The sequence below is a fragment of the Rhodococcus sp. T7 genome (genome assembly GCF_009872365.1).
GTDB lineage: Bacteria > Actinomycetota > Actinomycetes > Mycobacteriales > Mycobacteriaceae > Rhodococcus_F.
Window position 1 is genome coordinate 1 of record NZ_WXYH01000359.1, and the last position, 16,738, is coordinate 16,738.

Below are 16,738 nucleotides of genomic sequence, written 5' to 3' on the forward strand. Positions count from 1 at the left end.
CCCGGCATGATCTGCATCCACCACGCGCCCACACGATCGCGCAGAATCTGGTTACCGGGTCGCGGTCGGCACCGCTCCCGGCGCAGTACCGGCGACAGATCGACCGCCGCGAGCTCTCGTCGCACACCGGTCAGCAGGCCACTCCAGAACCCCTGGCCAGCGCCGGCGTGCAGCAGCGCCTCACCAGTACGTCGGTCGCCGCTCCTGGTTGGCAACCGGTCCGGGCGGGCAGTCTGGATCCATGAGCACGGCGCAGCAAGAGCGGGAAGACAAGTACGACGTCGGCGCCGACTTCTCAGTGCCGGACCTCGGCGACCTGGTCCCGCCAGGAGGTCGGCTCGAGGAAGACGCCGTCACCCTCGACAACGAATACTTCGACACCACGGACCGGGACCTACTCCGCCACCACGTCACGTTGCGGCGCCGATCCGGCGACACCGACGAAGGCTGGCAGCTGAAGGTGCCCGACCGCAAGGCGCGCACCGAAATCCGATTGCCGCTCACCGCGGACGACTCGGTGCCGGGCGAGCTGGCCGCACTGGTCTCAGGGGTGGCTGGGGGCAAACCGGTGCATCCGGTGGCATCGATCTCGACCCTCCGGCGACGGCGCCGGATGCTCGACCCGGCGGGAAACCTGCTCACCGAAGTCGCCGACGACACGGTGCACGCCACCGCGGCCGCCGCCTCGGCCGGGGACGGCGCGCTCGCGTCCGAATGGCGTGAGGTGGAGATCGAACTGGGCGAGGCCGGCGACGGAAAACTGCTCCGGGTGATCGGCGAACGGCTGACCCGTGACGACGCCCACCCATCGCGATACCCGTCGAAGCTCTCCCGAGCACTGAACCCGAACGGCCCGGACCCCGCGGGCGACGACTCCGGTGCGGAGATGGTCCGGAAGCTGTTGACCGCCTACCTCGACACCCAGGTCCAGGCGATCGTCGGTGGCGATATATGGCTGCGCCGCGGGTTGGACCCGGTCCATGCCACCCGAGTCGGGATCCGGCGGTTCCGCAGCACCCTGCGGGTGTTCAAGAAGTTGCTGGACCCCACCGCGGGGGCACACCTCGACGAGGAACTGTCCTGGTACGCGGGGTTGCTCGGGGAGGTGCGGGACCGGCAGGTCCAACGCGCCCGGTTCGCCGCCGCGGTCACCGACCTGCCCGCGGAGCTGGTGCTGGGCCCAGTCTCCGCCCGCATCGAGAACGATCTGCTCGCCGACCAACTCCGATACCGGGGCGAGGTGATGGACACCATCGACGGTGACCGGTACCGGGCCCTGCTCGCCGCGCTGGCGCGGTGGCGCACCGCACCACCGCTGACCGAGGAGGCAACCGCCGGTGAGCGGGTGTTGAAGAAAGCCGCGCGTAAAGCCCGCCGCAAGGCCGACAAGAGGTTGGCGGTCGCCCTCGCCAACGGGGACGACGACGCTCTGCACCGCGCCCGGAAGGCCGCGAAGCGGGCCCGCTACGCCGGCGAACTCACCCGCGGGCTGGTCGGGAAGAAGAAGGGAAAGAAGAGGGTCGCCGAATACAAGAAGGTGCAGAAGGTTCTCGGGGAGCACCAGGACAGCGTGGTCGCATTGGACACCCTCCGCACCCTCGGTGCCCGCGCCGGGAACACCGCCGGCGAGAACGGATTCACCTTCGGACTGCTCTACGGGCTCGAGCTGCAGGCCGCACGCCGCGCCCGCGACGATGCCGCCCGGCTCGCCACCTGACCCTTTCGAACATGACGGGTTGGACATGTCGGACAGCGACGATGGGCGGGCGAACGTCTGCCGGGTCAGCGTGCTCACCAGTCGGACTCGGGGGCAACGTGTCGAATCCTCGCGACGCATCGGCTAGGTGCGGCCCGAGCTCGGAATCCAGGTCATCACCGCCCAGATCACCACGACGTCCAGGGCGATGATCACGATCGACCACCCCGGATAATGGGGCAGCCACAAGAAGTTGACGACGATCGACGCCGCCGCGATCACGACCGCGAACGTCCGCGCCCATATTCCACCACCGAACAGGGCGACGCCCACCGCAGCGATCACCACACCGAGCACGATATGGATCCAACCCCACAGGGTCAGATCGAATTCGTAGGTGTACTCGGTGATGACGACGACAACATCGTCGTTGGCGACCGCCGCGATCCCCTGAAACAGGTGAAGCACACCGACGGTGACCATGACGACCGCGGCAGCGATCACCGTGTCGGCTGCGAGCTCCTGGTTGATACCGGACTTATCGGCCACGGCGGTTCACCTCTTCGGAGTCGTTGTTGTGCCGCGCCGTTATCGCGGCACTCTTCGTGCCATTCACGGCGCAGACACTTCGCCGCGCGCGATCGCCGACGAACGTCCCCGGCTGTCCCCACCCGGTGGAGTTCCTGATCGCCTTCTCATTGCTCCGTCCTGTCGACCGGTTCGTGGGACCGGGTGCCGCGAACCGGCGGACGCGCTCAGGATGGACGTTCCGATGGCTCACGCAGCACCAGCACCGGGCACAACGCATGGTGGACGAGGTGCCCCGGCACCGATCCCAGGTGGAGTCCGGCGAATCCGCCCTGGCCTCGGGAGCCGACCACGAGCAGGTCCGCGTCGCGCGATGCCGCCACCAGAACCGAGGCGGGTTGTCCTTCCACGATCTGTGTGCGGATCGGCACATCCGCTGCGCCCGCGTCCTTCACTGCCTGGCGTTGGATCGTTTCGGCGACGTGGATGAAGCTGTCGCGCTCGTACAGTGCAGGATTCAGGCCCGCGACAAACACCGGTGCCGTCCAGCAGGTGATCACGACCAGCTGCCCATTCCGCAGGCGTGCCTCTGCAGCCGCCCACGACAGGGCGGACCGAGACGAGTCCGAACCATCGACGCCGACCACGACGACGAATGCTCTCGAGGTGTTCGTCATGTGCAACTCCCCGATCCGGCTGTGCCATCACCCTGGAATTCGACGGTCATCTGTTAACGCGACCATTTGCCGCAATCCCGGGCCAGGCCACCGCCCTCGGGCCGCGCCTGGTGGTGCCCCACCGCCGTGACGGTGCTGCCCTTTTCGGGTGCGGACTCATCTTGCCGGGGTGAGTGTTGGTGTTCGGGTCAGACCCGATCGGGCCGCCAGGTCGCCACGGCCCAGATCACCACGACGTCGAGCGCGATGATCAGCAGCGACCACGCCGGGTAATACGGCAGCCACAGGAAATTCGCCAGAATCGACACCGCCGCGACGATGATGGCGGACACCCGCGCCCACCCGGCGCCGGTGAACAAGGCCAGGCCCACCGCCGCGACCACGAGCCCGAGAACGAGATGGATCCAGCCCCAGGTGGTCAGATCGAACTTGTAGACGTACTCCACACCGACGACGAACATTTCGTTCTCGAGGACCGCGCCGAGGCCCTGGAAGAACTGGATGATGCCGACGGTGACCATGATGACCGCGGCCCCGATCGACGTGCCGGCCGCGATACCTTGCTTAGTCGAGGGATACTCAGACATCGGCGTTCCCCTTTCCCGGGAATGCTCCGAATAGGTCGCTACCTCCACGATTGTCCGCCGCACCGGATGGGCTTCGCCGGAAAACCGGAATTCCGGTCAGACCGCGCACGGCGATGATCGATGGTGCCCGATAATCGGCGAAACCCCGGGGTCTTTGGCATCTTGACGTCCGCCGATCAGCAGGCAAACGATGGTCGACATGACGGGCGACGACGAAAGTTCCAGGTCGAGCAGGTAATCGAGCGGTTGATCGCCCGGTACCCGTCCGTCGCAGCGGGGACATCGAGCACACCGTGCGGACTATTCACAAACGTTTCGATCACGGGCGGATCCGCGATTTCGTTCCGCTGCTCGTCGAGAAGGCGGCCCGCCGAGACCTCGAGAACGCCGCGAGGCCGGTGCGCGGCGGCGCCCACTTCGCCTCCCCCGCCGTTAGTGAGATCAGCGGGAGAGGACTTTCTCCCCTACCTGTCCCGTCGGGTCAGCAGAAACACTGACGATGACCGGCAGGGTGCCCAACCCCGGCCAGACCGCCCGGTCCATACCTGTGCAACTGAGAGCGACCGACATGGCCCGCCTGCAGGCTTCGTCCGTGAGAGCACCACACAACTGCATTCCCACCCACCGGGCGCTGAGCACGCCGGAAATCCTGCACCGGATCCAGGCGATGTTCGACGACGAGGACGATCCCGACCCGGCCGGCACCGACGAAAACCCCCCTCCGATCTGACATGCACAGGATCCCCACCGAAACCGACGCACCCGACTGCGAGCGGAAATCGCAGGACGGCGCAGACGACGACCCGATCCGGTGGCCCGATCCCAGTCCACTGGAACCGTGGTGGCAGCAGGTGATGTCCCACCGGCACGGACAGGCGTACCGGCGGTAAACCCGTCACCTGCCGGCATCCGATTCGGAGGCGGTCGGGAACGGGTGGGACCGAGGTCGACAGTCAAACACTCCTTCTCCGCCGCGCCCGGTATCGATCCGAGCACCCGAACGCCCCTCTCCGACGGCGGCGCGAGAGCAGGCCAACAGTGGCGGCGCATGCTTCATCTTCGCACCGAAACCGGCACATTCCCAACCATATTCGGCCACCGAGCACTCATCGGTGAAACCCGGGGGACTGATCATCTCGGACGCACTAATCCTCTCCAACGGAGCTGACCGCGATCCTGGTCACCGGCATCGCGCTGACCGTGATCGTGCTCGTCGTTTCGCGATACAGACCCTGTGGAACCTCCTCGAAACGATCACCGCGATGGTGGCGGAGCGACCGGAGGGACGTTCGGCTGGGCCGCTGCGTGCGCGCCGGAGATGAGCGTGCGCCATCAATGCGAACCCAGGAAGCCGGCATTCGACGTCTCCTGCGGCGACGGACCCATCCTCGCCTGGGCTCTCGCTGAGAAGGCCGAGAACGGCAAGCTCGGCGAGCCGGTTCGCACTGGCTCGCCAGCACTGGGTGGATCGTCACTCCTGATCTACTGTGCCCGGGCCACGTATGAGGACGCCGACGGCATCTCTCTGCCGCCCACGGATGAATCGACACCTTTCGAATACCGCACCCCACTGGCCATAGCTGCGCGAGGACGACACGCTGGTGATCACCCGTTTTGGGCGATGCGAGCGGGACCGCGGGTGCCGAGGCTGGAACCGGACAACCCTCACCTCTGGTGTCCACAGGTCCACCGTCAACCAACCATTGGAGGAAATCATGGCCCTCGATACATTCGCCCTGCTGGCGGCGGTCTATGACTCGCAAGATGCCGCGATCGCCGACTACGACGCCGTGCACGATCTCTACGTCGAGGCGAACCTGATCGATACCTACGATGCGGCCGTCATCACCCGGACTGAAACTGGGAAGGTCAAGATCGTCAAGAAGCATGAGCAGCCGACCCGGCAGGGCGCGTGGGGTGGGCTCGGCATCGGCCTGGTTGGAGGTGCGCTGGTTGCCCTGTTCCCGGCCGTCGGGCTCGGAGCCGGGTTGTTGCTGGGCGGCGCCGGCGGCGCTGGTCTCGGGGCGCTCGGCGGGCACGTCGCGGCCGGGATGAGCCGCTCCGATCTCAAGGAGGTGGGAGAGCTGCTCGACGACGGGGACAGCGGACTGATCGTCGTTGCGGCGACGGACCTCGAGGCGCGGGTCGAGAAGGCGCTCGAACGCGCATCCAAGGTGACGAAGAAGCAGCTCGAGGCGGACACGGAGAAGGTCGGTAAGGAGATCGACGAGGCGTCCAAGTCCTGAGATCCGGCGCCGGAACCGCGCATTCCGCGCCACACCCGGCGTCACCGACCCAGTAGGTGCAATCCCCGCTCGCGATGTTGTGAATCAAAGACGCAAGGAGACCCCATGACCAGCACGATGAAGGCCGCGGTCGTCAGAGAGTTCGGACGGCCACTGTCCATAGAAGAGTGGCCGATTCCGACGCCGGGCCGCCATCAAGCGCTGGTGAAGGTCGAGACGACCGGCGTGTGTCACACCGACCTGCACGCCGCGGACGGGGACTGGCCGGTAAAACCCAGCCCACCGTGCATCCCCGGCCACGAGGGCTACGGGACGGTCGTTGAACTGGGCGAGGGCGTGGACGACCTCGAGATCGGCGCGCGGGTCGGGAATGCCTGGCTGTGGTCCGCCTGTCTGGACTGCCGATACTGCCGCACGGGTTGGGAAACCCTGTGTGAGCAGCAGATCAATGGCGGATACTCGGTCAACGGATCCTTCGCCGAGTACATGCTGGTGGACTCGCGCTTCGCGGCGCGCATTCCGACCGGCTCCGACCCGGTGGAGGTAGCGCCGATACTCTGCGCCGGGCTGACCGTGTACAAGGGGCTGAAGGTCACCGACCTCGAGCCCGGTCAGTGGGTGACGAATTCGGGGATCGGAGGCCTCGGTCACGTCGCGGTCCAGTACGCGGTGGCGATGGGGTTGAGGGTGGCCGCGGTCGACGTGTCGGATTCGAAGCTCGAACTCGCCCGGAACCTCGGCGCGGAAGTCCTCGTGAATGCGACCAAGGAGGACCCGGCCGCGCGAATTCAAGCGGAAACCGGCGGAACCGACGGCGTGCTGGTCACCGCCGTGCATCCTGCCGCGTTCGGACAGGCCATCGCAATGGCCCGCCGCGGTGGAACGATCACCTTCACCGGTCTGCCACCCGGAGATTTTCCCGCTCCGATCTTCGACACCGTCCTCAAGGGACTGACCATTCGGGGCTCGATCGTCGGCACCCGGCAGGACATGCGCGAGGCACTCGACTTCTATACACGCGGGAAGATTCATCCCACCGTGCACACCCGCAGACTCGACGAGATCAACGACGTCTTCGACGAGTTGCGCCAAGGCACGGTCGACGGCCGAATCGTGCTGCAATTCGCATGAATGCGGTCAAGTCCTCGCCCAGAGCTGAGGGCGACCCAGGAGGCGATGGATGTACTGCGTCGACTCCGTGCTTCAGCCAGCTTGGGCTTCGCCGATCTTTTGGTCCAAGGCGGCCGTGTCGACGAAGTACACGTCCCGCAGGATTTTGAGCGAATCCGGGTCGAACGTCGAGAAGCCGGTCGCGATCCAGCGCACCTGCTTGCCGGGCGTCGACGCGTCGCCCGTGCCGACGAGAGTTCCCGTCGACTCGAACAGCACCCCGATGGTGTTCTCGTCGACGTGCGACGCGACCACCCGTGGTGCGAAGTCGGGGAACGTCGCCCACATCTCGTCCAAGAATGTGAGGAGTCCGTCCTTGCCGGTTTCGCTTCCCGTTGTACCGTCCACGAAGACGCAGTTGTCGTCGAAATGAGCCAACGCACGGTCGAGGTCGTGCTCGACCACCGCCGAGCACGCGCTCCTGATCCTGTCGGCGTAAGCATCTGCCCGCTGGTCGGTGTTCGTCATGGCAACTCCGGTTCCTGCCTCGGTCGAGCATGCGTGTCCATGACAGCCTCGCGGTCTGCCTCGGTGTGGTTCTTGCGAGGTGCCGCCGACGGGAGGTCCAGGCCGTGCAGGATCTCCATGTCCAGCTCGAGCGGCCCGCGTTCAGCGGGGGAAAGCTCGCGCGGACCTCGCGCCTGCGGGTCCCAGGCCACGAGCGTGACGTTCGAGAAGTTGCACACGCGGGAATTCCTGTCCACGAGCATCTCTTCCAGCCGCACGCTGGACCTGCCCAGTGCGGTAGGCCGGATCAGCACGCGAAGCGGTGCCACTTCCTCGCGGATCTCCGTCGCATACTGCATCGTGTGTGATGCCACGACGTATGCCGGTTGCCGAGTTCCCCACCGCTGCGCGAGATATCGTATCCGGCCCTGTTCGAAGGCCTTCGGATAGATCGCCGCCGTCAGGTGACCCAGATAGTCGAAGTCGTAGGACCAGGGATGGATGTCGGTGGACCAGAATCCGGCGACCTGATCGGGCGTCAGGTGGCGGACGACTGGGCGATCGGGGGCGCGCTGACTCAACTGTTCTCTCCTTCGACGGGCCATGACGGCTCTTATTCGATCAATGATTCGATTCGGCGGGACATCAATCGAATTGCCGCAGCCGTAGCCAACCCGCAAACCCCGACACTGATCAGATAGGGAGCCAACGGCATCACGGTATAGAGGACTCCGAGCACACCCGAGATGGCCGCTCCCCCGCCGATGATGAGCACACCCAGCGCTGTCATCTGAGTACCGAACTTCTGTGGAGCAATTCGAGTGACGAGGGACAGTGTCACCGGATTGACGAACACCTCGGATGGACCGGCTAGGGCCATGCACACCAATACCAGTGCGGGGGACACCTCTTTACCCGGAGTGAGCTCACTGAAGAGCAGTAGGAGGTATGCGCCCGACACCAAAACCAATCCGATTGCGAATTTACTTGTCACACTTGGCTCACGCGGACCCTGGCGCGCCCACATTCGAGTAATGAACGGCGTGAAGATCACACCAACCAATGGGGTGACGGCGATCAGCCATGCGGCAGGCAGCTGCCAACCGAACAGATCAAGATCGACGCGTTCAGTCACAAATATCGTGACCGTCGTGAATACCTGTAACAGGATTCCGTAATACAGCACACCGACGACCCACAACGGTACATACCCGGCGACCCGCCGCTTCTCATCCGAGGCCACCGCGGGCGAACGCAGAATCGCGGAGAACAGCACTCCGGCGGCGAGTGCAATGCACGCTCCGACAACATGAGTCAGGTTCCCCGCGTTGACGGTTCCGATCGACCAGAGCAACGCAAGAAGAGCGGCGGCGAATAATCCGCCCGAAGCATATTTTGCGAGATTCGCCGGCCGAATTCGATTTCTCACGATTCGCGACGCGGGCGGAAGGTCCTTGTAGCCGAGGACGTATTGGACGAGCCCCGCCGCCATTCCGATCGAGGCTATGAGGAACGCGAGGTGAAATCCCCAGACACTTTGCACCCATCCGGTGATGATCGGCCCCAGCACGCAGCCGGTGTTCACTGCCATCAGAAAATACGAGAACCCGGCATCGCGCATCGACCTGTCCGCAGGAAGGGTCGCACCGATTATCGCGGTGATATTCGTCTTGAGCGCACCAGTGCCGGCCACTATGAAGACGAGTCCTGTCACGAGGCCGTGAATTCCAGGAATCAGCGACAACGTCACGTGACCAGTCATGATAGCCACGGCACCGAAGAGCACCATCAGTCTCGGCGGAAAGACACGGTCACCCATCCACCCGCCGACCACCTGCATGAGGTAGATCAATCCGCTGTACCCACCGATGATGCTGACCGCGATCGCAGGGGATACGTCGAGACCGCCTTGGTCCAGCGAGTAGAGAAGGTAGAACCCGAGGACACCCTGGAGCCCATAGAAGCTGAATCGCTCCCATATTTCAGTGAGCGCCAACTGCCAGAATGGTTTCGGCAACGCCAACCGTGGCCGGGAGACAGCATCGTCACCCTTTACGTCGACAACCGTCTGCACATCCTCACGGCCGACCTCGCGCGGTGGCTGTACCATCAGTTCTCCCTTGGAGTGAGTGAGTGATCTGCAATTCGGCGGGGTACCGTGAGACGGAACCGGCGACAGTAGCGATGGCGGCCAAGTCAGTTGCAGATGACCCCACAGCGTTTCTCCTCGAATACGTTCGAACACCGGCGTGAGAAGTTGTCGACTCTGTCGCGCTCTCTACCCTGCGCTGCTGTGACGTCGTGATCTACATCAACTTCCACAGCATTCAACTCGAGGCCGGTGCACGTTGCACCGGCCTCGAGATTCCGACTATTCGAACGGCGTCGGGCTCACTCCCGCATGAGCATCAGGGCGGCTTCCCGCTCGAGGTCGAGGTACGGCTCGCCGCTGACGTCGATCGCGACCCGGTCGATCCTGCCGCCGGTGAAACGATGGGGTGATTCGCCGGGGTAGTCCTCGGTGATCGGCTCGCCCGGGTGCCGACCGACGTACAGTCCGGCACCGGCGATCGCGAACGCCCCCATCTGGGTTCTGATCCGGCCCTCGCCGACCTTCCGATCCCCATGGAAGAGGGACAGTATTCCCAGGGTGGCGGTGGGTTCCTGCCCGTCCTTGTCGAACGACGCGGACAGAATCAGGTCGGTGCCGGTGGGGATGTCCTCGGAGCCGACGATCATCTGTTCGTCGCTGCCCACGAAGTTGTTGACGTAATGCAGCCGGTTGTCCTTCACATACAGTGCGTGCCCTCCGAAGCGGGACCCGATCGCGAAGAGCACGCCCTCGGCGCCCGGCTCGGGGATGTCGACGAGTGCGCCGATCACGAACGATCGGCCGCGGGTGTTGACCGCCTGCCATTCGGACACCGCGGCAACGTCCGGGTAGTACACGTATCGGTCGCGGGCCGCGGCCAGTTGGGGGCGCGGCGTGCCCATGATTTCGACGCCCGATCGATCGTCGAGCGGAAACGCCAGATTCGCGCCGGCCTGGGCGAACCAGATGTTCACCAATTCCCGCAACTTGTCCGGTTGTTCCGCGGCCAGGTTGTGCACCTCGGCGCGGTCGACATCGGTGTGGTAGAGCTCCCATTCGTCTTCGTTGAAGTGACCCCAGCCGGCGATGGTCGGATGGGTCGTGACGGCCTTCCAGCCTTCGTGCCAGATCGATCGCGAGCCGAGCATCGAGTAGAACTGGGTCCGGCGGGCCGAGGGCGCGGACTTGTCGTCGAACGTGTCCCGCATGCTGACACCGTCGAACGCGGCCTGGGTGTGGCCCTTGATCGTCTCGGGTGGTTCGACGCCGACCAGGTCGAGGAGCGTCGGCACGATATCGATCGCGTGATGGTACTGGTCACGGATCTCGTCACGCGCCTTCGTTCCGGCAGGCCACGAGATGATGCACGGATCCGCAGTGCCGCCGTTGAACTCGTAGCGCTTCCACATCTTGAACGGGGTGTTGAACGCCATCGCCCAACCGTTCGGGTAGTGGTTGTAGGTCTTGGGTCCGCCGAGGTCGCCGAGTTTCGAGAGGTTCTCCGCGAGGTCGTCCGGGATGCCGTTGGCGAACTTCATCTCGTTGACCGAACCGTTCGGGCCGCCTTCACCACTCGCGCCGTTGTCGGAGACGACCACGATCACGGTGTTCTCCAATTGGTCGTTCTGCTCGAGATAGTCGAGCACCCGCCCGATGTGATGATCGGCGTGGGCGAGGAACCCCGCGTAGACCTCGGCCATCCGCGCAAACAGCCGCTTCTCGTCGTCGTTGAGCGTGTCCCATGGGCGGGTGTAATCGAGTTCCGGGAACGGCTGCCCCTCGGGTCCCGACCGCGTCTCGGGCGTGCCGATCGGATTGATCGGCGGAAGCTCGGTGTCCGCGGCGACGATGCCCATCTCCTTCTGCCGGGAAAGCGTCTGCTCACGGACCGCGTCGTAGCCGATGTCGAACTTGCCCTCGAACTTCGCGATCCACTCCTCCGGGGCGTGATGCGGAGCGTGACACGCACCGGGCGCGTAGTAGAGGAAGAACGGCTTCTCCGGCGCGATCGCCTTGGCGTCCTTGATGAACTCGAGGGCCTTGTCGGTGATGTCGTCGGTGAGGTGGTAGCCGTCCTCCGGCGAACTGGGCTGGTCGACGGGGTGGTTGTCGTAGACCAGATCCGGATACCACTGGTTGGTCTCCGCGCCGAGGAACCCGTACCAGCGCTCGAAGCCACGCCCGGTCGGCCAGTTTCGACGGGTGGCCGCCAGGTTCATCTCGTCCGTCGGGCACAGGTGCCATTTGCCCACCATGTATGTGTTCCAACCCCGCTCACCGAGGATCTCCGACAGCATCCCGTTCTCCGGCGGGATGGTGCCACTCGCATTGGGGAATCCGATCGACGCCTCCGTGATGCAGGCCATGCTGTTGCGCGTGTGGTTACGCCCGGTCAGCAAACAGGACCGTGTGGGCGAGCACAGCGCCGTGGTGTGCCACTGGGTGTACCGAACACCCTTCGCTGCGATCCGGTCGATGTTCGGCGTCTCGATCGGCCCGCCGTAACAACCCATGGCCGAGAATCCGACGTCGTCGAGCACGATGTACAGCACATTCGGCGCTCCGTCAGGCGCCCGTGGCGGCTCGAACGGGGTCCAATCCGGGACCGAGTCCCGAACATCGACGTTGACCACACCGCGAAATGGCTTGACCATGATGCGCCTCTCCTCGCCTGCACTCCTGGTGCCAGCCTCGACACTGGTGCGCCCGCACACCTCACCCGACACGGGTGAACCCGAACCACCTACTGTTTTCGGATGACGTCCGGGAATTGATAGGAGTCGTCGAGGATCGTCCGGTCGGGGACGTACGCGCGGATGATCAGGCAGAACTCGCCATCGGGTGCGGGTAGCCAATTCGCCCGTGCAGCAGGTTCACTCGGCTCCTCGTGCGACAGACGCAGGGTAAGTGTCCCGTCTCGGAACACGAGGTCGTCGGCGTCGAGGTTGACCGTACCGAGGTTGACACGACCACCGGGGGCGCCGGCGAGCATGAATGCGTCCTTGTCGTACATGGTCAACGACCAGAACCCGCCACGGCCCCGGTCGACCGGTGGCAGTGCGTTCTCGGCGAACGTCATCGTGTACTGCTCGCGGCCGTGGAGGAGGCCACCGGCGCTGTCGGTGCCCCGGATCAGGTAGACCGCCTCGTGGAAGTCGTTGACGTAGATGTAGATCACCGAGGCGAGGGCTCGGCCGAACCAGTCGGTACCCCATACACCGCCGTTGCGTTGGCGCTGCCACCCGTTGCCGACGTCCGTGCCGACCTGGACGTAGGTCGCCGATGCATGGAGGGCGACGTCGGCGCTGAGCGCGGCGCGGTCGAGGAGCGCGCGGTAGGGCTCGTCGGATCGATGCAACGCGACGAGGGTGCGGGCTTGATCGGCCATCGGGGTGTCGGATTCGCTCATCTGGGGATTGAAGTCGAGCATCGCGGCGAGATCGGTCCAGAACGATTCCGGCTTGACCCATTGCGGCCTGCTGGCGTCCGGATTCGCCGCGAGCACCTCCGCGGTGAGGCCCGGCGGAAAGATGGCGGTGGCGGCGTCGGCCTCGTACCCGAAGGATCGTTGCCCCGGCTGATCCTCGCCGAGCGGGTACATCCCGATCTGGTCGAGGACGACGCGGGCCTGCTGCTTGGATTCGTCCGAATGCGCGGCGAAGCTGCGCGGAATCACCCCGGCCACATTGGTCGGCATCCGCAGGACGCTGACGAACTCGGCGGGCACGTCTCCCTCCCAGGTGGGTCCGACGAGCAGAAACTTTCCGCCGGGTGTGCCCGCGGCCGAACCCGTTTGGTGCACGACGTTGGTGAGAACATCGACGATCTGGACGGTCCAGTAGTGCCCGGCGGGAACGTCGGTGGGTGTCTGGACGACCACGGCATCCCGGGTCAGATCGGCGAACCCGACGCCGTAGATCGTGTCGTTGTTCGGTGAGACCACCCACCGCTGCGCGGGACTCATGTAATCGGCCAGCGCTCCGGTGTGATTCTTCGGGGCGCCGGGCAGGATGCCGAGCTGCAGGCCGGCCTTGCCGTCCATGAGGGCCCACATGGACGTGCGGCCGAACGTGTCCACGGCCGGGTAACCCCAGTAATAGACGACGCGGGCGAGCGCCTCCACATAGCCTTCGCCCGCCAGCGTGGCAGGAACACCCGCGGACCGGGCCAGCCCGGCGTGCGCGGGCGTGAACCGCCACTGCGTGCACCAGTCCCCGAGGGGATTGCTCGGCGCGTCGAAATCCCAGTGCGGCGCGTCCTGGAACGGACCACAGGTCGGCTCCTTGGGCGGCGTGGAGGACGGCGCCGACCTTTCATTTCAGATCCTCAGCGAATACTCAGGAAGTGCGGCGTCATCACCGAGGCCACGCGTGGAGGCGTCCCGGGGCCGAACAACAGACCGAACATCAGGGGATAACGGTTGCGCCACTGCATTTTTTGTACACCGTGAAGGCTGCCAGGAGATTCACAGGTTCGTGCCAGCCGACCGCCAGGCCGCGGGCCTGCACTGGGATTGTGCACTCCCCGACCAGCGGGTGCATTAGCCCACCGCTCCGGCGGGTTTGCCAGCGAAAGGATCGATGATGATCACGCACTCCACGACGACGGGAACACGGCGACATCTGTCGAGAATCGCCGTCACAGCGGCACTCGCGGCCATCCCCCTGGCCGCCGCAGACCGACAATCAGACCCCCGCCCCGACCACCAACCCCTTCGCCGGGCTGCTCGCGACCAACCCCTTCGCCGGGTTGTTCGGGTCCAGCTGACACCGGGTAAATGGACCACGAAAGCGAGGTGAGGTTCGATGAGATCATCACCGTTGGGCGCGCTCGACACCCTGGCCACCACCGCAGCCACCGGAGATCGGGACGCGGCCAGGCACCTGCTCGACGTCATCTGGCCGATCCTGGTCCGACGTTGCCGGGCCGAACTCGACAGCACCACCGCTGATTCCGTCGCAACAGACCCGACCTCCCGGCACCCCGGACCGCTCGCGGTCTTACCGGGCCCCGAAACGCGGTCCTGATCCTGCGACTCGTGGTGGGACTGAGCGTCGACGACACCGCAGCCTCCCTCGGGCGCACATCCGCCGAGGTGCTGCTCGACCAGCATCGGGCCCTGCAGACATTGCGCGGGGATGGCCTCCCTCACGAACAAAGCCCGCCGCCGCGGCGACGATGAGGAGTGCCGGATGCGGAACGAGGCCGAACGGCTTGCCTGCGCCGATACCACCACCGGGCGCATACTTACCCCGGTGGACGCCGCCATCTCGTCGCACCTTCGATCGTTTCCGCGGGCAGCCTGGACGTACATCCGGCGGGCGCCCGGCACCTACGTCTGGCTGGCGATACTGCTGGTGACGACGGTGGTGGCGAGGCACCTGTCTCCGGATGTGCTCCACGAGGTACTGGGTAACCGCTCGACCAACCTGCACCACCTCGCCGAGGACCCCGTTCGAGTCCTGATCGCGAGCGCCTTCTGGCTCGCCGGCGGCGGATGGATCACGTATTTCATCTTCTACAACATCTTCCACGTACCGGCGGAGCGGTGGCTGGGGACACTTCGGTGGTTGTGCGTGGTCGTCATCGCCCACGTCGGCGCCACCTACATCAGCGAAGGTGCACTGTATGCAGCGATCCGCCATGGCCGTGCCCCTGCCTCGGCGGTCGACACCCTCGACATCGGCGTCAGCTACGGACTGGCCGGCGTGGTCGCGATCCTCACCTACCGAATCGCGGCGCCCTGGCGCTACCTCTATCTCGCCGGCGTGCTCGCCTTCTTCGCGGTACCCCTTTTCGTGCACCTGACCTTCACCGCGATCGGCCACTTCGCCGCCGTCCTCATCGGCCTGTGCTGCTACCCGCTGACCCGCGCCCACACCGGCACCTGGTCGCCCGCCGAGACGGTCCGACGACTGCGCCGAGCACCCGGCAACACGTAAGCGGGCGCCACCACGGACACCGCTGCCCGACACCGATCCGCGATCGGTGTCGGGCAGCGGGCCGAAACGTGAGCTAGTTGAGCTTCTGCGGCACACCGTAGGTCGTGACGGTATCGCCCCCGGCCGTCACAGCTGTCGCGTAGGGCCGGATGGTGACTGCCCCGAGCGCACCCGAAATGGAACCGTGGATGCCCTGCAATCGCACCGACGCCGCCGGACCGTCGAACGACTGGTTCTCCAGGAGCGGAACTGTGGTGATGCCACCCGGTGCCAGATCGATGTCCAGTTCCTGCGACGGAATGATGTCGCCTGCGAGGTCAGCATGGTTCGATGCGTTCAGGCTCAGCGAGGGTGTCGGGACGAGGCCGAGGTCGATTCCGTTACTCGCGCCGATCACGAATCCGAGGCCCGGCGAGTTGAGCACCACGGTGGCGCCGGACAGAGCGATCGGATAGCCGATCTGGTAACCGATGGTGAGTTTGGTGCCCTTGAACTCCGCGGCATTCGGCCCGGTGATATCGACCCCGGCGTAACCGTTGTGAAAGAACTCGACCGACGTGGGCACACCGTCCAACGGCGGAACGACCTGATACTGGGTGTCACCCTGCAGGACCTCGATGCGATTGCCTCTCGCATCGACGACGGAACTCGAATTGTCCACGCCCGCAGACGCAGTTCCATTGCCCAGCACCATCGCAAGCGCCGCAACACCTGCGACTGCGAGGGCACGGGTAAGACCGGCGTACTTCGAGCGAGATTTGCTGATGTTCGTCATACCGACCCCATTCGTTCGGAATTTTCTACGAAATACGTAGGAGCTGAGGGTAACCGGCATTTCGGTCTGTTGCTCGGGATACGTGGAAAGCCGAAAACCGTTCCTCACCTGCGGGATTCCTCCGCCTGCGCGCACACCGACGGCTCCCGCCGGCCTCTGGGGTCGCGGCCGGCGGGAGCCGACGAACCGGAGCTCATCTCTCGCCTGGGAATGAGAGCCCGGTGCACTGACGTATCGGTTGCATCGATCATCATCAGCATCCGAATGCTATTCCACCGCAATGCTGTCCGCGAACAGCCGGACGCCAGTTCTCAGCGGAGTCTCAGACACGCCCGCACTACGGCGCCTCTCAGCGTTCCCACAGGATGCCGGGTGCATACTCGCCAGTTGACAGAAACGACCCCACCGACAGAAGGGACCCGACAGACGCAGATCGGAACCGCCCGACCACCACCGTGAGCAGTAAATACCCTCTGCTCGAACAGCTTCCACACAGCATGGCTCGTGATACAGCACTGCCTTCCCACGGGAGGTCAGGCCTCGCGGACATCACGGGGCTCGGTAGGGATACGGTGGTC

17 protein-coding genes are annotated in these 16,738 nt (G+C 65.1%); 8 read left to right on the plus strand and 9 right to left on the minus strand.

Annotation, left to right across the window (positions count from 1 at the left end; all coding sequences use genetic code 11):
• A partial coding sequence (locus MLGJGCBP_RS52315) for a hypothetical protein (RefSeq protein ID WP_236581580.1) occupies nt 1-245 on the plus strand: 245 nt, incomplete at its 5' end.
• Nucleotides 242-1,717, plus strand: a complete 1,476-nt coding sequence (locus tag MLGJGCBP_RS36835) for a CYTH and CHAD domain-containing protein (RefSeq protein WP_160102099.1) — start codon at nt 242-244, stop codon at nt 1,715-1,717. The genes MLGJGCBP_RS52315 and MLGJGCBP_RS36835, both read left to right, overlap by 4 nt.
• A 123-nt stretch (nt 1,718-1,840) precedes the next feature.
• Here MLGJGCBP_RS36835 and MLGJGCBP_RS36840 read toward each other — a convergent pair whose 3' ends face one another.
• The 3 genes from MLGJGCBP_RS36840 to MLGJGCBP_RS36850 all read right to left on the minus strand — a co-directional run bounded on the left by MLGJGCBP_RS36840 (nt 1,841) and on the right by MLGJGCBP_RS36850 (nt 3,488).
• Nucleotides 1,841-2,245 (minus strand): DUF7144 family membrane protein, encoded by a 405-nt coding sequence (locus tag MLGJGCBP_RS36840; protein WP_160102101.1) that lies wholly within the window; start codon nt 2,243-2,245, stop codon nt 1,841-1,843.
• A gap of 206 nt (nt 2,246-2,451) precedes the next feature.
• Nucleotides 2,452-2,901, minus strand: coding sequence for a universal stress protein (locus MLGJGCBP_RS36845; RefSeq protein ID WP_160102103.1), 450 nt, complete (start codon nt 2,899-2,901; stop codon nt 2,452-2,454).
• A 188-nt stretch (nt 2,902-3,089) separates the two neighbouring features.
• Complete coding sequence (locus MLGJGCBP_RS36850; RefSeq protein WP_160102105.1) at nt 3,090-3,488, minus strand: DUF7144 family membrane protein; 399 nt, start codon at nt 3,486-3,488, stop codon at nt 3,090-3,092.
• 293 nt (nt 3,489-3,781) lie between these two features.
• Here MLGJGCBP_RS36850 and MLGJGCBP_RS52320 point away from each other — a divergent pair, with 293 nt between their 5' ends.
• The 4 genes from MLGJGCBP_RS52320 to adhP all read left to right on the plus strand — a co-directional run bounded on the left by MLGJGCBP_RS52320 (nt 3,782) and on the right by adhP (nt 6,865).
• The gene (locus MLGJGCBP_RS52320; protein WP_442972138.1) at nt 3,782-3,985 is read left to right on the plus strand and encodes a three-helix bundle dimerization domain-containing protein; all 204 of its coding nucleotides are present in this window, start codon (nt 3,782-3,784) and stop codon (nt 3,983-3,985) included.
• Between the two features lie 95 nt (nt 3,986-4,080).
• Nucleotides 4,081-4,218, plus strand: coding sequence for a hypothetical protein (locus MLGJGCBP_RS36855; RefSeq protein ID WP_160102107.1), 138 nt, complete (start codon nt 4,081-4,083; stop codon nt 4,216-4,218).
• Nucleotides 4,219-5,203: 985 nt separating this feature from the next.
• Nucleotides 5,204-5,734, plus strand: coding sequence for a DUF1269 domain-containing protein (locus MLGJGCBP_RS36860; RefSeq protein WP_160102109.1), 531 nt, complete (start codon nt 5,204-5,206; stop codon nt 5,732-5,734).
• A 105-nt stretch (nt 5,735-5,839) separates the two neighbouring features.
• Nucleotides 5,840-6,865 carry an alcohol dehydrogenase AdhP gene (gene adhP / locus MLGJGCBP_RS36865; protein ID WP_201453303.1) on the plus strand — a complete coding sequence of 342 codons (1,026 nt, stop codon included), beginning with the start codon at nt 5,840-5,842 and terminating at the stop codon, nt 6,863-6,865.
• A 72-nt stretch (nt 6,866-6,937) separates the two neighbouring features.
• On the opposite strand, the gene MLGJGCBP_RS36870 is transcribed toward adhP, so the two are convergent.
• From MLGJGCBP_RS36870 to MLGJGCBP_RS36890, 5 genes are all read right to left on the minus strand, one after another.
• Nucleotides 6,938-7,372, minus strand: a complete 435-nt coding sequence (locus tag MLGJGCBP_RS36870; protein ID WP_160102111.1) for a nuclear transport factor 2 family protein — start codon at nt 7,370-7,372, stop codon at nt 6,938-6,940.
• Nucleotides 7,369-7,932, minus strand: coding sequence for an acyl-CoA thioesterase (locus tag MLGJGCBP_RS36875; protein WP_160102113.1), 564 nt, complete (start codon nt 7,930-7,932; stop codon nt 7,369-7,371). Before MLGJGCBP_RS36875 ends, MLGJGCBP_RS36870 begins: the two co-directional genes overlap by 4 nt.
• A 32-nt stretch (nt 7,933-7,964) precedes the next feature.
• Nucleotides 7,965-9,461 carry a peptide MFS transporter gene (locus MLGJGCBP_RS36880; RefSeq protein ID WP_087561470.1) on the minus strand — a complete coding sequence of 499 codons (1,497 nt, stop codon included), beginning with the start codon at nt 9,459-9,461 and terminating at the stop codon, nt 7,965-7,967.
• Nucleotides 9,462-9,742: 281 nt separating this feature from the next.
• Entirely contained in the window at nt 9,743-12,097 is a 2,355-nt protein-coding gene (locus MLGJGCBP_RS36885) for an arylsulfatase (protein WP_160102115.1), read from the minus strand.
• A gap of 89 nt (nt 12,098-12,186) precedes the next feature.
• Nucleotides 12,187-13,566, minus strand: coding sequence for a DUF1254 domain-containing protein (locus MLGJGCBP_RS36890; RefSeq protein WP_236581581.1), 1,380 nt, complete (start codon nt 13,564-13,566; stop codon nt 12,187-12,189).
• Between the two features lie 682 nt (nt 13,567-14,248).
• On the opposite strand from MLGJGCBP_RS36890, the gene MLGJGCBP_RS53875 reads away from it, so the two are divergent.
• A complete protein-coding gene (locus MLGJGCBP_RS53875) occupies nt 14,249-14,470 on the plus strand; it encodes a hypothetical protein (protein WP_328799663.1) in 222 nt (73 codons plus the stop codon).
• A 165-nt stretch (nt 14,471-14,635) separates the two neighbouring features.
• Nucleotides 14,636-15,385, plus strand: coding sequence for a rhomboid-like protein (locus tag MLGJGCBP_RS36900; RefSeq protein WP_236581582.1), 750 nt, complete (start codon nt 14,636-14,638; stop codon nt 15,383-15,385).
• Between the two features lie 73 nt (nt 15,386-15,458).
• Here MLGJGCBP_RS36900 and MLGJGCBP_RS36905 read toward each other — a convergent pair whose 3' ends face one another.
• Nucleotides 15,459-16,160: an MspA family porin gene (locus MLGJGCBP_RS36905; RefSeq protein ID WP_160102117.1), complete on the minus strand. Its 702-nt coding sequence runs from the start codon at nt 16,158-16,160 to the stop codon at nt 15,459-15,461.
• Nucleotides 16,161-16,738: the final 578 nt, after the last annotated feature.

Excerpts from the sequence above, each read along its gene's own strand:
- MLGJGCBP_RS36835 (WP_160102099.1), top strand. The coding sequence starts at position 242 with ATGAGCACGGCGCAGCAAGAGCGGGAAGACAAGTACGACGTCGGCGCC.
- MLGJGCBP_RS36845 (WP_160102103.1), bottom strand. The coding sequence starts at position 2,901 with ATGACGAACACCTCGAGAGCATTCGTCGTCGTGGTCGGCGTCGATGGT.
- MLGJGCBP_RS36850 (WP_160102105.1), bottom strand. The coding sequence starts at position 3,488 with ATGTCTGAGTATCCCTCGACTAAGCAAGGTATCGCGGCCGGCACGTCG.
- MLGJGCBP_RS36860 (WP_160102109.1), top strand. The coding sequence starts at position 5,204 with ATGGCCCTCGATACATTCGCCCTGCTGGCGGCGGTCTATGACTCGCAA.
- adhP (WP_201453303.1), top strand. The coding sequence starts at position 5,840 with ATGACCAGCACGATGAAGGCCGCGGTCGTCAGAGAGTTCGGACGGCCA.
- MLGJGCBP_RS36870 (WP_160102111.1), bottom strand. The coding sequence starts at position 7,372 with ATGACGAACACCGACCAGCGGGCAGATGCTTACGCCGACAGGATCAGG.
- MLGJGCBP_RS36880 (WP_087561470.1), bottom strand. The coding sequence starts at position 9,461 with ATGGTACAGCCACCGCGCGAGGTCGGCCGTGAGGATGTGCAGACGGTT.
- MLGJGCBP_RS36885 (WP_160102115.1), bottom strand. The coding sequence starts at position 12,097 with ATGGTCAAGCCATTTCGCGGTGTGGTCAACGTCGATGTTCGGGACTCG.
- MLGJGCBP_RS53875 (WP_328799663.1), top strand. The coding sequence starts at position 14,249 with ATGAGATCATCACCGTTGGGCGCGCTCGACACCCTGGCCACCACCGCA.
- MLGJGCBP_RS36900 (WP_236581582.1), top strand. The coding sequence starts at position 14,636 with ATGCGGAACGAGGCCGAACGGCTTGCCTGCGCCGATACCACCACCGGG.
- MLGJGCBP_RS36905 (WP_160102117.1), bottom strand. The coding sequence starts at position 16,160 with ATGACGAACATCAGCAAATCTCGCTCGAAGTACGCCGGTCTTACCCGT.